Genomic DNA, 15,701 nt, shown 5'->3' with positions numbered 1-15,701 from the left:
GTCGGGCGCGGCGCCGCGCCCGCTTCTGGCACCGATCGGTGCGCCGTCGCCCGCGATCCCGGCCACAGACCTGTGGCTGCGCACGACCGCGCTGCTCGCGGACGCGGTCCTGTCCGGTGGCGGGGCGGCGGCCGCCGACAGCGCCCACCGGGTACTGCGGGACCTGCACCTGGCCCGGACCAGCGGCTGGGCGACGGAGGCGACGTTACTGGCGCTGCTCACGCTGTCGCGCTCGGAGCGCGCCGAGGCTGCCGCCGCCTGGTGTGACCGGTTCCTCGCCGACAGCGACCCGAGCGTGCCCGGCGCGGCGGTCGTGGCTCGTGCGCAGCTGGCGCCCATCGGGCTGGCGCCCATCGGTCTGTCACCCGGCCGTCTGGCACCCGGCGGAGTGGCGGCTGGGCCGGGCGACGGGAACAACGGGGGCGCGCCGATGACGTGGGCCGCGACCGCGCAGCTCGGCGCCCTGATGCCGGCGCCGGCACCGGGCCAGCTCGCGGCGCCGGCCGGCGGCCAGACGACCCGGGCGGTCGTCATCGCCGCGCGCGCGGCGGTGGCACTCGACCAGGGTGACCTGCCGCTGGCGGTGGAGCATGCCCGTACGGCGCTGTCGATCCTGCCGGCGAAGGCCTGGGGCGTCGCGGTCGGGCTGCCGCTGGGCACGCTGATCCTGGCGACGACGCGGATGGGCGACGTCGAGGAGGCCGCGCGCCACCTGGTGCAGACGGTCCCCGACGAGATGTTCTCCAGCCGGTACGGTCTGGACTACCTGTATGCGCGTGGCCAGCACCATCTCGCCACCCACCATGCCCACGCCGCGCTCGCGGACTTCCTCGCCTGCGGGGAGCTGAGCCGGGGCTGGGGCGTGGACGCCGCCGGCCTGGTGCCCTGGCGCACCGGCGCGGCGGCGGCGTGGCTGCAGCTCGGCAACGTCGAGGCGGCGCGCCAGCTCGCCCAGGAGCAACTCACCCGTGCGTCCGCGCCGCGGGTGCGGGGCCTGGCGCTGCGGCTGCTCGCCGCGGCCAGTCCCGCGGGCCGGCGCCTGCCGCTGCTGACCGAGTCGCTCGACCTGCTGGAGGCCGCCGGTGACCGGCTGGAGCAGGCCCACACCCTCGCCGACCTCAGCCGCGCCTACGACACGGTCGACCAGCGGCGCCGGGCGCGGCTGCTGCTGCGCCGCGCGCTGCACGTCGCCACCATGTGCGCGGCGAGGCCGCTGTCGCAGGAGCTGTTCGCGATCTCCGGTGACAACCGGGCGGCCCCGTCGGACGGTGCCGGCAGGGAGGAGATCGCCGCCCTCACGGACTCCGAGCGCCGGGTGGCCTCGCTGGCCGTCATGGGCTACACCAACCGGGAGATCGCGAGCAGGCTGTATGTCACGCCGAGCACCGTGGAGCAGCACCTCACCCGGGTGTACCGCAAGCTCAACGTGAAGCGCCGCCGCGATCTGCCCGTCGACCTCTGGACCGACGCCACCCGGACGGGCTGACGACACGGGGGCCGAGCGGCCAGCCGGCCGCTCGGCCCCGGTCAGTCAGGCGCACCGGGCCCGATCGGCCGGTCCTACGGCCGGTCCCGCGCCCCGGACAGGGTGTGCAGGCAGGCGACCAGGCTTCGGCCCTGCACGTTGACATAGTGACTGTGCCGCAGCAGGTCGACGAGCTGATGCAGGGCGAGCCAGCGGTGCGCGGGCCCGGTGTCCAGGGCGGCACCCCGCGCCGGATCCAGCTCGATGATCGTGTAGCGGTTCAGGGCCCGATGGAACCGGCCGCCTTCCTCGGACAGCGTCGCCTCGAACAGCACCTGCTCGGGGCGGGCGGTGAGGATCTCGCCGGCGAACCGGGGCGCTGCCGCCGCAGGCAGACGGGTGTAGTTCGACGGTGTCCACTGCGCGGTCGGCGCGAGCTCCACGACGTCGAGGTAGCCGGGTTCGACGCGGGCCTGGACGAGGGCGTGCAGGACGCCGTCGAACCTGGTCACCACGAACGCGATCACGCCGACGCCGATCGGCTCGATCATCGGCTGGGTCCAGCCGGTGACCTCCCGGTGCCCGGTCTCGACGCGTACCGCGATGACCCTGAAGAACAGCCGGTCGTCGTGCTCGATCGCGTCGGCGGTGCGGGTCCATCCGTCGATGTCGCGCAGCGGCATGCGGCGGGTGCGCACCTCGTTGCTGGTGCGCGCGTCGGTCACCCAGCGCAGGATCTCCGCCGTGGTGTGCCGGGCGCCCTGCTCGGGGCTCGCCGAGCGCAGCACCGCCGCCGGCAGGCCCTCGCCGGCGGACGGCAGGGCACCCGTCAGGTCCTCGGCCGAGAACGGCAGGCAGGACAGCACGGTGCGGGCGTCCATGTTGACGACGTCGTCCTCGGCGAGGAACCGGTGCAGCTGCCCGAGCGTCAGCCAGCGGAAGCCGTCGAGGAGCGGGATCTCCTCATCCACCTCGATCACGATGTTGCGGTTGCGCTTCTGGTAGAACCACGAGCCCTGCTCGGACTGCAGGACATCCGCGATGATCCGATGGCGATCCGGGTCGCGGAAGTAGCCGAGATAGGGCACCTTCGCACCGCCGTGCACACCGGTGTAGTTGCTCCGGGTGGCCTGCACGGTCGGCGAGAGCTGGACGCCGGTGGCGTTGCCCGGCTCGTTCTTCGCCTGGACCAGGAAATGCAGGACACCGTTGAACTCCTGCACGAGGAATCCGAGGATCCCGATCTCGGGCTGGTTGACGATCGGTTGTGTCCAGCGCGGCACCGGACCCTGCGGCACCTCGACCGCGAGGCCCTCGATGCTGAAGAACCGGCCGCTGTCGTGCCGGAGGTCGCCGGTCCGCGGATCGGTGCCCCACCGGTCCATCTCGGCGAAGGGGATCCGGTTGACCCGCGCGATGTCGAGCGAGGCCCGGGCGGTGAACCAGGCGCGAATGTCGGTCAGCCGCTCGACGCCGTCCACGGTCAGCGCCGACTCGGCGATCCGCAGGGCGATCTTGTGGTCTTCCGCCGTGAACTCGGCGGGCGTCCGGAGAATCCTGGACACGGGAACTCCTCACGTGCGGCCGGCGTCGCCGGCAGCCGGAATCCGGCGCTGTCGCCGCGGTGTCGATCCTCGCCGTCGACTATGAAAGAAGAGAAACCGAACAAGCTACCCCCGTCTTTTGGACAGGGGGGGCTTAGGGGAAGTGGGAATTGTCGTGCGCTCAGTGCTGGGGTGGTATACCGGGGAATTTCTCCGCCACCGACGGAAACATCGGAGCGCGCTCGGAGCCCCGGCCTCGGGAGGGAGCGGTGAGGCTTCGGTCCCCGACCGTGCGGTCGGGCCGGCGGTGGACAGGGGGGACAAAGGGGTAAGCGTGGCGGTGTGATGCTGTTAGTGTCGCGGCACGGTCGCGATGGTCGGAATCGGACCGGGTAGTCGCTCGGACCGCGGAATCGTGGTTCGTGCGGTGAGGCCATAACGGCCATGGCGGTGTTTCATGCGCGCGCCTTCGTCGAATGCGCCCCGCAGGCGGTGGAATAGTCGTTGGCAAATGGCGCCCCGGGCAGGCCGGCGGCTCGCGTCGAGCTGCGGGCCAGCGGCGGACGGCGAGGAGGACGGTGTCGTGGAAACGGTGTCGTGGTGACGGCGCCCGCCCCGGATGGTCTGCGCGTCGAGCACCTCGTCACCCCGCTCGGGCTGACGACGCCGGCTCCGCGGCTGAGCTGGCGGCTGCCGGCGGGCACGGCCACCCAGCGGGCCTATCGGCTCCGTGGCGACGTCGACGGCGTGGGCTGGGACACCGGGCGGGTCACATCGGGCCGCAGCCTGTTCGTGCCCTACCCGGGGCCCGCACCGCGTTCGGGCCAGCGTGTCACCTGGGAGGCCCGGGTGTGGACCGACGCCGGGGAGAGCGCGTGGTCGGCGCCCACCTGGTGGGAGGCCGGGCTGCTGGAGCCCGGCGACTGGGCGGCGTCCTGGGTCGGCCCCGACGAGGGCGCCGCCGCCCCGCCGGCCGGCTCGCGCCCCGGGTACCTGCTGCGGGGAGAGGCCGTGCTCGACCGGCCGATCCGCCGGGCCCGCCTGTACGCCACCGCACAGGGCCTCTACGAGGTCTTCCTCAACGGCATCCGGGTGGGCGACGCCGAGCTCGCCCCCGGCCCGACCTCGTACCACCGGCGTCTGCAGGTCCAGGCCTACGAAGTCACCGACCTGGTCGTCGTGGGCGCCAACGCGTTCGGCGCGGTGCTGAGCGACGGCTGGTACCGCGGCCGGACCTGCTATCACCGGCTGCCGGACGGGTTCGGGCCGAACACGGCCTTCCTCGGCCAGCTCCAGGTCGAGCACACCGACGGCAGCGTGACGGTGGTCGGCTCGGGCCCGCGCTGGCGCACGACCGTCGGCGCGGTGACCGCCGCGGACCTCTTCGACGGCCAGGAGACCGACCTGCGCCGGGACCGGCCCGGCTGGAGCCGACCGGGTGCCGACGTGTCGGACTGGACCCCGGTGCGTCCGGCCGGTCCGGCGAGCGCGAGCGCCGCGAACCTGGTGTCGTCGCCGGCGCCGCCGATCCGGCGGACCCGGTGGCTGCGGCCGGTCGCCGTCACCCGGCCGCGGCCGGGCAGCCAGGTCGTCGACTTCGGCCAGAACCTTCACGGCTGGGTCCGGCTGACCCGGCTCGGTCCCGCCGGCACGGCGCTGACGCTGACCCACGCCGAGACGCTCGACCCGCTCACCGGCGACGTCGATTCGTCCAGCGCCCAGCCCACGTTGCGCTGGTACGAGCCCCCCCGCGGGCTGCAGGGCGACCGGGTGATCTCGGCCGGCAGGCCCGGTGACGTGTTCGAGCCCCGGCACACCCGGCACGGGTTCCGGTACGTGCGGATCGAGGGGCATCCCGAACAGATCGGCCCGGACGACGTGACCGCCGCCGTCGTCGTCTCCGACCTGCCCCGCACGGGATGGTTCCGGTGCTCCGACGACCGGATCAACCGCCTGCACGAGATCGCGGTCTGGTCGCTGCGCAACCAGCAGTGGGGCACGCCGACGGTGGAGATCACCCGTGAGTGCGCCGGGTGGACCGACTGGGGCTGGAACCTTCCCGCCGGCGCGCTGCTGCACGACGTCGCCGGGTTCAGCGTCTCCTGGCTGCGTGACCTCGCCGCGGACCAGTGGCCCGACGGCAGGGTCAGGAACTACGCCCCCGACCCGCTCGGCCCGGTGAGCGAGACCGCTCCGCTCGCGCTTCCGCACGGCCAGTCCGGGTGGGGCGACGCGGCCGTCTCCGTCCCCTGGGAGCTGTGGCGGACCTACGGTGACGACCGCGTGCTCCGCGAGCAGTACGCCTCGATGACCGCCTGGGTCGACCACGTGACCGGGGCCGCCAGGGACCGGCGCCATCCGACCAGGGCCGCGGCGCGGCCCGAGCCGGCGCCGCACGAGCGGTTCCTCTGGGACACCGGCCATCACTTCGACGAGCACCTGGAAATCCCGCCGCCACCGCGCCCCCGGGGCGCGAGGGGCCTGGCGGCGCCGGCGGCCCGTCCCGAACCCGCCCATCCCGACGTCTCGTGGGTCCACCGGCTGAACGCGATCGAGGACCTGGCCGAGCCGGTCTCCGCCGTCATCCGACGGATCGAGGAACGCGACCACGGCGCCTTCGCGACGGCGTACTTCCACCGGTCCGCGCTCCTGCTCGCCCGCATCGCCGCCGTGCTCGGCAGGGAGGCGGACGCGCAGCGGTACGGGGCGCTGGCCGCCGCCGTCCGCGCCGCGTGGCAGGCCGAGTTCATCGACGCCGACGGCAGGCTGACACCGGACACCCAGGCGACGCATGTGCGGGCGCTCGCCTTCCGACTGGTACCCGAGGAACTGCGGGAACGCATCGCCGAACGGCTGGTCCAGCTGATCCGCGAGGCCGGCACCCACCCGGCCACCGGGCTGCCCTCGACCCGGCTGCTGCTGCCCGTCCTCGCCGACACCGGTCACCTGGATGTCGCCTACGAGCTTCTCCTCCAGGAGAGCGCCCCGTCGTGGCTGGCGACGCCCAACCGGGGCGGGACCACGTTCTGGGAGGCGTGGAACGGCATCGGCGCCGACGGCTCCTCCCATCTGGCGCTGAACTGCCCCGCGCGGGCCAGCGTCGTCGAGTTCCTCCACGGCCACGTCGTCGGGATCCAGCCCGCCACCGGCGTCGACGACGCCGGCCCGGACGACGTGGGCTTCCGCCGCTTCCGCGTGGCGCCACGCCCAGGCGGCGGCCTGACCTGGGCGCAGGCCCGCTACGACGGGCCGTACGGGCGGATCGAGGCCTCCTGGCGGATCGAGAGTGATCAGTTCACCCTCACCGTCGAGGTCCCGCCGGGCACCACCGCCGAGGTGGTCCTGCCGGACGGCTCGCGGGCGCAGGCCCATCCCGGCGGCTCCATCCACGTCGCGGCCCTTTCCGACGAGAGCGAGGACCGATGAGCACCGTGGCACCAACCCCGGCCGGCCTGCCCACCGTGTCAGCCAAGATCAACTATGCTGGCGAGATCCATGGACCGGCGCGGTTCGACCACATGGACGCGACGCGCACGAACGTCGCCTGGGACCCCGTCACCGTCGACATCCGTGACGCGCGCCCGCTGCGGGCCGAGCTGTCGCTCGACCGTGAGGGCTTCGTCCTGCTCGACCACGACAGCGTGTTCACCGGCGCCGCGCATCCCCGGGAGCTGGCCGATGCCTACCTGGCCCACACCACCGAGCTGATCAGAGAGCTGACCGGAGCACGCCACGTGGCACCGCAGTCCACCTGGTGGAACGTCCTGATCCGCTCGACCGCGCCCGCCGCCGGGCCAGGCAAGGTCACACCCGGCCCCGGTCGGTTCGTCCACCTGGACTACACCGCGGACGACGCGTATCTGTTCGCCGACGAAATTCGGCAGGCCAGCGGAGGGAAGATACCGGCCGACGGCCGCTTCGTCGTCTACCAGGCCTGGGAGGTGCTGTCGGAGCCGCCGCAGGACAGCCTGCTGGCACTGACCGACGGGCGCAGCGTCTCGCTGACCGGCGCCCGACCGATCGAGCATGTGATCGGCCCGTCCGACGTCGTGGGCAACGTCTTCGCCTCGCTGCTGGTCGACGCCGACCCCGGCCATCGTTGGTACTACTTCTCCGACCCCACCCCCGACGAGCTGCTGCTGTTCGTGGGGTTCGACTCGGCGGACCCGGGCCGGACGAACGTCGCGCACACCGCGTTCGACGTCCCCGCGGCCGGGCGGCGGCAGCGCCCGCGGACCAGCATCGAGTCCCGCTACTTCGCCTTCTTCGACTGACCGCGCCGACCGGATGACCTGGAGATGGCTGACGGTGAAGTTCCTGGCCAGCACGCTGGTACCGAAACACAGCACGGGAGCGGGGGAGGTCGCGCTCAGCCAGCGTGACCGGTTCCGCGAGGTCGTCGACCTGGCGCTGTGGGCCGAGCGGATCGGCTATGACGCCTTCGGGATCGGCGAGCGGCACAACCCGGCGCTGCTGTCCTCGTCGCCGGCGGTGATCCTCGCCCACATCGCGGCGCGCACGACCCGGATCCGGCTGGTCACCACGGTCGCGGTGCTGTCGCTGACCGATCCGGTCCGCTCCGCGGAGGACTACGCGACGCTCGACCACCTCAGCGACGGCCGGCTTGACCTGATCATCGGCAAGGGTGGCGACGCGGTCGCCCCGAGTGTCTTCGACGTCGCCGAGGCCGATCTCTGGGACCGGCTGGAGGAGGGCTACGAGCTGGTCCGGCGGCTGTGGCGGGAGGAGAACGTCACCTGGGAGGGCCGCTTCCGGCCGAAGCTGACCGACGCGACCGTCGAGCCGCATCCCCTGCAGCGACCGGCCCCGCGGGTGTGGCACGGCTCGGCCACCAGCCCGCGCTCCACGGAGCTCGCCGCGCGCTGGGGCGACCCGCTCTACTCCGCGAACGGCCTGCGCCGCGTCGAGCACTACCTGGGCCTCGTCGAGCACTACCGGGAACGGCTCGCCGTCCACGGTCACGATCCCGACGGCGCGCTGATCGCGGTCGGGGTGCATTCGCCGATCATCACCGACCGCTCCCAGGACGCGCTGGCGATCGCCCGGCCGGCCTACGAGGCGTCGGTGCGCGAACACTTCGGCGGTGCGGCCGGGTTCCCGTTCGACTCCCTGGAGGACTTCCTGCGGGACGGGTCGGCGTTGGTCGGGACGGCGGAGCAGGTCGCGGAGAAACTGCTCGATCTGCACCGGAAGTTTGGCAACCAGGTGTTCGGGGTCGGGGTGGAGGGCTTCTTCTCGACCTACACCAACGCACTGGGCAGCACCCGGAGCTATCTTGAGCGGTTCTTCGACGAGGTGGTCCCGATCCTGCGGGCCGAGATCCCCAGCACGGTCTGGGAGCCCGACCCGGGCGACCCGGCCTGAGGCGGGTTCAGGGCCGGCGCTGAGGGGGTGCGCAGGGGGTGGGGCCGGGGCCGGCCGGCCGTCCGGGCGCTCGCGGAACGGATATCGTCTGGGGCGACGAGCTCGTCCATGCCCCGGAGGGAACCGTGACGGTGAGCGGGATCGGGAAGGCCGTGCCTCCGCCCTCGCCCGGTCCGGAGCCCGAACGCGCGTACTCTCCCGTGCGCCCCGCGCCCGCGCCCGCCGGCACGACCTCCCCGCCCCCCGATGATGACGCGGTCTGCGGCGTCCGGGAGATCATGGACAGGGTGGGTGACAGGTGGACCATCGCCGTCGTCGTCGCGCTGGGGGACGGGGCCCGTCGCTTCAGCGAGCTCCGGCGCGGCGTCGAGGGCATCAGCCAGCGGATGCTGACGGTCACCCTGCGCGGGCTCGAACGCGACGGCCTGGTGCGGCGTACCGTCCACCCGGTCATTCCACCGCGGGTCGACTACGAGCTCACCACGCTCGGCCGGACCCTGCTGGACAGCGTCCGGACGCTCATGAGCTGGGCGCTCGACCACCGGGGTGAGATCGACGCGGCCCGCGGCCGCTTCGACGCCCGCTCGCGGGCCACGGCGTCGGCCGCATCGTAGCGGCCGCGCCGCGGCGGCCCTCCCGCGGCGCGACGTCCAGATGAAGATCTAGAAACTGCCGTCGATCTATATCGGGTCGCCGTTCAGAACACGGTCGAGTGCTCCCTGGCCTGCCGGTCCCCATGCCGGCTTACCGCCGGGAAGGCCCCGGTCTCCGTTCTGGCCCATGAGCATGAGGAACAGGCTTTTCAAGGCAGCCAGCCCGCGGGCACGCCGGATCGTCGCCTCATCCGCCTGTGCATATACGTCGAAGAAACGAGAGGTGGCGCCTGCGGGAAGGATGACCCAGGCGGCCGCGAGGTCCCACGCCGGATCGCCGGCGAACATGTCACCGAAGTCGATCACGCCCGAGAGCGTGCCCTCCGAGACCACGACATTCGCGGGATGAAGGTCGCCGTGCACCCAGACCGGCGGACCCTCCCACTCGGGCGCCGCAACGGCATCATCCCAGACGGCCCGGACGTCGTCGGCAATGCCGCCGAGGGCGACGGCCCGAAGAAAGTGGTCGAATCCGTCCGCGCAGTTCTTGGGATGAGCGCCACGGTCCGAACTGATCGGCGCCTCCGCGGGTGCCTCCACGTGGAGCGCCCGGAGGAAGGCCGCCAGGGTGTCGGCCGCATGGTCACCGCGGCTGATCGAGCTGTGGTCCAGTGGGTCGCCGGAAACCCACGTCATGATCGCCCAGGGCTTCGGGAAGCGTGCGGACGGTTCGCCGATGCGTACCGGGACCGGGACGGCGAGCGGCAGGCGCGGAGCCAGCACGGGCAGCCACCGGCACTCCTTGCGCTGGAGGTCCGGAGCACGTTCCGTGCGCGGCAGGCGCACGGCGAACTCGTCCCCCAGGCGCCACTGCTGGTTGTCCCACCCGCCCACAACCTCGCGGACGGCCAGCCCCGCAAGGTCCGGATGCTGTTCCTGCAGCAGATCACGGACCAGATCTGCGTCGATCTCGATCATGTGGAGTGACGATACCGACGGAACCCGGCCCGGTCTGGATCTGATGCCGCGGCGTCGCAGCCGTCCATGCCAGGCCACGAGAATCGATCGCCTAGGCGGTCGTACGCCTACGCGCCAGATCCTTGCCCTCCTCCGGCAGCGCGTCGGCGGCGAGGAGCCGGGGGAGCAGTTCCGGTTCACGTGTCATCGCGCGGAAGACGAGCGCGACGGTCACATCGTGGTCAGGCCGGTGCACGATCTCGACGGGATCCCCGGCGCGGATATCCCCAGGTTCGATCACGCGAAGGTATGCGCCGGGCAGCGCGGCCTGCGTGAACGTCCTGATCCAACCGTCGCGTTCCAGCCAGCCCTGAAACGTCCCGCACGGGATGCGCGCGCTCGACACCTCCAGGACGACCTTCGGCCCGACACGCCAACGTTCACCGATCAGGGCGCCGTTGACGTCGAGGCCGGTGGTCGTGAGGTTCTCCCCGAAGACGCCGTTCGCGAGCGGCCGGCCCAGCTCCGCCTCCCATCCGTCGAGATCCTCGCGAGCGTAGGCATAGACGGCCTGGTCGGAGCCGCCGTGGTGCTTCACGTCGTAGACCCGGTCGCCGGCGAGACCGACCGCCCCGGTGCCCTTCGGCCCGGGGGCGACAACGGCGACCGGCCCGTCGACGGGCCGCTTGTCGATACCGGTCAGACCGAGCCCCTTCCAGGGGTTGGCGCGGGGTATGCCGACATTGACGGAGAGCACCTTCACGGAACCGACGGTACGTGTCAGCGGCTGGGGTTCTCGGCGGCGTCGAAAGCGGGCGCGAGCGGGGCCAGCGCACCGCGGAGCAGGTCGGGCAGGGCACCGGAGGGTATGAGCAGTCCGGTGGCGCCGGCGCCCGCTGCGTCTGTGCCTGTGCCCTGAAGCCACTCGTCGAGCGCGATGCGCACGGCCGTGGCGACGCTCGCCGCGAGAACGCGGGCGGTGCGTGCCTCGGTATCGCCGAGGCGCTCAGCGAGAACAGCCGTTAGTGGGGCCTCGATGCCGGTGGTGGTGTCGAGGAACGCCTCGCGCAGCGCGGTCCGGGTGGTGATCAGCAGCAGTGCCTCACGTTCGTGCTCGCGGGTGTTCGTGTACTGCTCGACCACCGCCTCGGTGACGGCGTCGGCCAGGCGCACCTCGGTGGGCCGGGCCGCCACAGCCGCCGCGATCCGTGTTTCCCGGTCCGCGGTGACGGCGGCGACGATCGCCTGCTCGCGGCTGGCGAAGTAGTTGTTGTACGTGCGTGGCGAGACCCCGGCTGCTTCGGCGATGTCCTCGACGCGCACTCCGTCCGGTCCGCGCTCCACGGCCAGGCGCAGGGCCGCTTCGCGTAGCGCCTCGCGTGTGGCCTGCTTCTTCCGCTCTCGCAGTCCCGGTGGTGGTGACACGGTGTCAGCCTTCCACAGATGACTGCGCATACGCAAACTTGCGTGCACGCATCTTTTCTGTAAGTCTCGGCTCCACCGCGACCGATGGAAGGGACGGCGCCATGCGAGCCAGAGGAATGACCTACGACACCGGACTCGTCACACACGGCCGGATATCCCGAGAGCACCTCGACCCTTTGGTCGTGCGACGCGAACTCACCGTCATCCGCGACGACCTGCACTGCAACGCGGTCCAGATCATCGGCGGCGACCCGGGCCGACTGGAGCTGGCCGCCGGCTGCGCCGCCGAGCTCGGCCTGGAGGTCTGGTTCTCGCCCTATCCCCTGGAACTGGACCCGCCGCAGATCCTCGCGCTCTTCGGTGACTGCGCCGAACGGGCCGAGCGGCTACGGAAGCAGGGCACCACCGTCGTGTTCGTCGCCGGTGTCGAGCTGAGCGTGATGAACCGCGGCTTCCTGCCCGGCGACAACCCCGAAGAGCGGGTCACACAGCTCATTCGCGATCCCGACCGGCGAGCTCACGCGATGAGTGAGCTCGGCGAGCGGATCAACGCGTTCCTGCGCGACGCCGCGGCAGCGATCCGCGAGCGCTTCCAGGGAAAGCTGACCTACGCATCCATCCAGTTCGAGCAGGTCGACTGGGCCCCCTTCGACTTCATGACCTTCGAGCTGATCCGCTCCGCGGAGGTCGCCGACCGATTCCGAGCGGGCGTGCGTGCCCTGGCTCGAGGCCCGAAGCCGCTGGCCCTGACCGGCTTCGGTACCGCGGCCTACCGCGGCGCGGGGGACCGGGGCGGGCGAGTACTGGAAGTGGTCGAACACGACCCGCACACGGGGGCTCCGACGCGGCTGAACGGGATATACGAGCGAGATGAGGCCGGCCAGGCCGCATACCTGAGCGAACTGCTGGAAATCTTCGACACCGAGGGCGTGGACAGCGCATTCGTCTACCTTTTCGCCCTGGCTGGCTTCCCCCACCGCCCCGACGGCGACCCCCGCGAAGACCTGGATCGTGCCAGCCTTGGCATCGTCAAACTTCTCGAAGGGCACCGGGGGCGTACCTACCCCGACATGGAGTGGGAGCCCAAGGAGGCCTTCACCGCAGTGGCACGGCGGTACCGGTAGTCACGGGCCACGTTCACCCCGGGCGCGCCGGGAGAAGCCGTGAGGGCGTCGGGGCCAGGCATGTCAGTCGCCGCCACAAACACCGCAGGTCTGGCTTCCGCCTGCCAGGCCGGGCGGCAGGATGGCGGTCGGAGCAAAGGCTACAGACGGATCACCGGCGGGGCCGAGTACCAGGATGGGCCGTAAATACGATCGTCGACATGTCGCCGGTGTCGCGTGGACGTAAGCCGAAGAAAAGCAGGAAGCGGCCCGCCGGCCGTCCTGGCTCCGGGCAGCGGTCGGGGGCTGGGGGTCCGCGCGCCGATCCGGACTGGCCGACCGTTCTCGCACATCTGCGGTCCCGGCTGCGGCGTGGCGAGGAACCGCTCTGGTTCCAGTCAGCGATCGAGGAGGTCCTCGACGAGGCCGGTGTCGTGCTGTCCGCAGACGGTCCGCGGGCACTGGAGGAGATGACGTCGACTCTGCTCGGCCGGCCGCTGCGACTCGCTGCGCGCGATGAGCTCGTCGGGGATTTCGACCGGTGGCTGCTGGAGGTCATCGCCGCGCTGACCGAGCGCGCTCGCGGTGAGCTGGAGGCGGGTGGCGATGGGTGGGAAGCGCCGTGGCGGCTGCTGCACGGCATCGCCTCGGTCGCTGTCCCGCCGCTCGCGTTCGGGGCGACGAGCGCGCTCCGGAGCCTGGTTCCGCTCCTGATCGCCGTGGCGCCGGAGCCGTCCTGGCTTGATGCGCTGCTCGAGATCGCCGCGACCGGCGAGGTGTGGAAGATGCGGGATGCGTACGGAACCCGCCTGGGGGTGATCGCCGGCTTCATCTATCCGGGCGGGCAGGACCCGTCGGTGTTCCTCTTCGACATCGACGCCTGCGGGGTGGTCACGATCGCCAATGCGGGCGTGCACGATGACGTTGCGCGGGCCGCCGCAGCCTGGCGGAGGTATGCCGGCGAGCCCGCCGCCGGCGTCGAGCCGTGGCCCGTGACGACGGCCGACGAGCTGGTGTGCCTCGTCCAGGCGGACCAGGACGAGATGGACCTCGATGGTGACGAGTCGGAGTCCGCGTTGGACAACTGGTTTCGGGCACTGCGCCGCGGCATCGACGTGGCCGACGCCTGGAAGCGGCGCGGGGGACCGCTGCCGGCGTGGAGGTCCCTCTATGGCAACGCCGATCCGGAACCGGCCGTCGCGGCGTTCACCACCTGGTACACCGCCCGGCACGGCGAGCCTCCGGGCGCCGAGGCAGTCGACGTGCTCGCCTGGGAATGGCTCGACGGATGCCTGCCGGAAGCCCGGCACGGCGCTTCGCCACACCGGGTCCGGTACTTCCGGGAAGTGATGGGCGACTGGACGGACGATCCGGTCACGGCCGAGGCGAAGGCGCTTTTCCTCGACTGGATTCGATGGAACTGCGAAGAGGCGGGGGTCTCCGACCGTCTCACCGCCATGTCCGTCGCCGCCGCCGAGGCTCCGTTCGCACAGTTCAGCCAGAACGGGTCGGCCTGCGCTCCGTGACCCCTCGGATCGTCGCCGCCGGGCAGGCGGAGACCGAAGGTCGGGGAGGATGTCATGGTGGCTACGTAAGGTGGTTGTCCGGGCAGGTGGGTGGCGTCGGACGCGGCGGTCGGGGGTGACGATGAGTCGACGGTTCAACACCGCGGGTCCGTGTCGGCCCGGAATCGACTACATGGTTCCGGCGGCGGCGCGGCTGCCCGAGGCGCTGGGTCTCGTCGAGCAGGAAGGCTACTTCGTCGTTCACGCGCCCCGACAGACGGGCAAGACGACGACGCTGGAAGCACTCGCCCGTGAGCTGACCGCCGCCGGCCGGTACGCCGCGCTGCTGTTCTCCTGCGAGTCCGGGCGGGCGTGGGAGGACGACATCGGTTCGGCGAGCCGTGCGGTCCTGGAACGGATCCGGGCGGAGGCCGATCGGGTACTGCCACTGCCGCTGCGGCCTCCGGCCTGGCCCGAGGCCGCGGAAGGAGCCCTGCTCGTGGCGGCCCTGACCGCGTGGGCGCAGGCCTGCCCCCGGCCGCTGGTGCTGTTCGTCGACGAGATCGACGCGCTGCGCGGGCAGACCCTGATCAGCGTGCTCAGCCAGCTACGCGATGGATACCGTGGTCGTCCTGGCAGCTTTCCCGCCTCGGTCGCCCTGTGCGGCCTGCGCGACGTGCGGGACTACAAAGCGGCTTCCGGTGGTGACCCCTCACGGCTGGGGACGTCCAGCCCGTTCAACATCAAGCTGGAGTCGCTGCGGCTTGGAGACTTCACCGCGGACGAGGTGCGTGAGCTCTACGGCCAGCACACCGCCGAGACTGGGCAGGAGTTCACGTCGGCCGCCGTCGACCGAGCGATCGAGCTTACCGGTGGCCAACCGTGGCTGGTCAACGCGCTCGCCCGTGAGGTCGTCGAGAAACTCGCGGTCCCGCCGGTCGAGCCGATCACCATCGACCATGTGGAGCAGGCCAAGGAACGGTTGATCCTGGCCCGTGCCACACATCTGGACTCGCTCGCGGCCAGGCTCGCGGAACCGCGGGTCCGCCGGGTCCTCGGCCCGGTGCTCGCCGGGGACGTTCTGACGATCGAGCCCTATGACGATGACATCGCCTACCTGCGTGATCTGGGTCTGATCGCGCAGGATCCGCCGGTGCGGGCCGCCAACCCGATCTACCGTGAGGTGATCGTGCGGGTCCTGGCCAGTCGCATTCAGGAGAGCGTGATCGCCGACCCGCGGTCGTTCGTGCGCCCCGACGGCACCTTCGACCTGCCGAAAATGCTCAGCGAGTTCACCGAGTTCTGGATGGAACACGGCGAGTTCCTCACCTCTCGCGACTACTACAGCGAAGCCGCACCCCAGCTGGTTCTCATGGGCTTTCTTCAGCGAGTCGTGAACGGCGGTGGCTACGTCGACCGCGAGTACGGCGTCGGTACCGGGCGGACGGACCTGCTGATCCGCTGGCCCTACATCGTCGAGGACGGCACCCGCCACCTTCAGCGGGAAGCTCTCGAGCTCAAGGTATGGCGCGAGGGCCGGGCCGACCCGCTGCGCGCCGGCCTGCGCCAGCTCGACGGTTACCTCGACCGCCTGGACCTGACCACCGGAGTTCTCGTCGTCTTCGACCAGCGCCCGAACGCCGCGGATATCGCCGAGCGCACGGTCATCACCACCACGACAAGCCCCGCCGGACGCACCATTACCCTGGTCCGGGCGTAGCCAG

The 15,701-nt window shown here is 71.7% G+C and carries 12 protein-coding genes; 8 read left to right on the top strand and 4 right to left on the bottom strand.

Features of this window, described 5'->3' with window-relative positions; all coding sequences use genetic code 11:
• Positions 1-1,486, top strand: a 1,486-nt coding sequence (locus FREUN1FDRAFT_RS00590) for a helix-turn-helix transcriptional regulator (RefSeq protein WP_006537965.1), incomplete at its 5' end; no start/stop codon positions are given.
• A gap of 74 nt (positions 1,487-1,560) precedes the next feature.
• On the opposite strand, the gene FREUN1FDRAFT_RS00585 is transcribed toward FREUN1FDRAFT_RS00590, so the two are convergent.
• On the bottom strand, positions 1,561-3,030 hold the full coding sequence (locus tag FREUN1FDRAFT_RS00585) for an NDP-hexose 2,3-dehydratase family protein (protein WP_006537964.1): 1,470 nt from the start codon (positions 3,028-3,030) through the stop codon (positions 1,561-1,563).
• A 576-nt stretch (positions 3,031-3,606) separates the two neighbouring features.
• Between FREUN1FDRAFT_RS00585 and FREUN1FDRAFT_RS00580 the strand changes: the two genes are divergently transcribed.
• From FREUN1FDRAFT_RS00580 to FREUN1FDRAFT_RS00565, 4 genes are all read left to right on the top strand, one after another.
• Positions 3,607-6,435, top strand: coding sequence for a family 78 glycoside hydrolase catalytic domain (locus FREUN1FDRAFT_RS00580; protein ID WP_006537963.1), 2,829 nt, complete (start codon positions 3,607-3,609; stop codon positions 6,433-6,435).
• Positions 6,432-7,283: a CmcJ/NvfI family oxidoreductase gene (locus FREUN1FDRAFT_RS00575; RefSeq protein WP_006537962.1), complete on the top strand. Its 852-nt coding sequence runs from the start codon at positions 6,432-6,434 to the stop codon at positions 7,281-7,283. The genes FREUN1FDRAFT_RS00580 and FREUN1FDRAFT_RS00575 overlap by 4 nt, the downstream gene beginning before the upstream one ends.
• A 34-nt stretch (positions 7,284-7,317) precedes the next feature.
• Entirely contained in the window at positions 7,318-8,394 is a 1,077-nt protein-coding gene (locus FREUN1FDRAFT_RS00570) for an LLM class flavin-dependent oxidoreductase (RefSeq protein WP_006537961.1), read from the top strand.
• A 131-nt stretch (positions 8,395-8,525) separates the two neighbouring features.
• The gene (locus FREUN1FDRAFT_RS00565) at positions 8,526-9,008 is read left to right on the top strand and encodes a helix-turn-helix domain-containing protein (protein WP_232294979.1); all 483 of its coding nucleotides are present in this window, start codon (positions 8,526-8,528) and stop codon (positions 9,006-9,008) included.
• 66 nt (positions 9,009-9,074) lie between these two features.
• Here the strand turns inward: FREUN1FDRAFT_RS00565 and FREUN1FDRAFT_RS00560 are convergent, their stop codons facing one another.
• From FREUN1FDRAFT_RS00560 to FREUN1FDRAFT_RS00550, 3 genes are all read right to left on the bottom strand, one after another.
• Positions 9,075-9,965 (bottom strand): aminoglycoside phosphotransferase family protein, encoded by an 891-nt coding sequence (locus FREUN1FDRAFT_RS00560; RefSeq protein WP_006537959.1) that lies wholly within the window; start codon positions 9,963-9,965, stop codon positions 9,075-9,077.
• A 91-nt stretch (positions 9,966-10,056) separates the two neighbouring features.
• Positions 10,057-10,707 carry an MOSC domain-containing protein gene (locus tag FREUN1FDRAFT_RS00555; protein ID WP_006537958.1) on the bottom strand — a complete coding sequence of 217 codons (651 nt, stop codon included), beginning with the start codon at positions 10,705-10,707 and terminating at the stop codon, positions 10,057-10,059.
• A gap of 17 nt (positions 10,708-10,724) precedes the next feature.
• Positions 10,725-11,399 (bottom strand): TetR/AcrR family transcriptional regulator, encoded by a 675-nt coding sequence (locus tag FREUN1FDRAFT_RS00550; protein WP_006537957.1) that lies wholly within the window; start codon positions 11,397-11,399, stop codon positions 10,725-10,727.
• Between the two features lie 86 nt (positions 11,400-11,485).
• On the opposite strand from FREUN1FDRAFT_RS00550, the gene FREUN1FDRAFT_RS00545 reads away from it, so the two are divergent.
• The 3 genes from FREUN1FDRAFT_RS00545 (at position 11,486) to FREUN1FDRAFT_RS00535 (ending at position 15,697) form a co-directional block, all read left to right on the top strand.
• Positions 11,486-12,493, top strand: a complete 1,008-nt coding sequence (locus FREUN1FDRAFT_RS00545) for a hypothetical protein (RefSeq protein WP_006537956.1) — start codon at positions 11,486-11,488, stop codon at positions 12,491-12,493.
• A gap of 200 nt (positions 12,494-12,693) precedes the next feature.
• Positions 12,694-13,998 (top strand): hypothetical protein, encoded by a 1,305-nt coding sequence (locus FREUN1FDRAFT_RS00540; RefSeq protein ID WP_006537955.1) that lies wholly within the window; start codon positions 12,694-12,696, stop codon positions 13,996-13,998.
• A 121-nt stretch (positions 13,999-14,119) separates the two neighbouring features.
• On the top strand, positions 14,120-15,697 hold the full coding sequence (locus FREUN1FDRAFT_RS00535; protein WP_006537954.1) for an ATP-binding protein: 1,578 nt from the start codon (positions 14,120-14,122) through the stop codon (positions 15,695-15,697).
• The last annotated feature ends 4 nt before the right edge of the window (positions 15,698-15,701 follow it).

The sequence above is a fragment of the Parafrankia sp. EUN1f genome, assembly GCF_000177675.1.
GTDB lineage: Bacteria > Actinomycetota > Actinomycetes > Frankiales > Frankiaceae > Parafrankia.
Note: the sequence above shows the minus strand (reverse complement) of the source record. Positions and strands in the feature narration are given on the sequence as shown.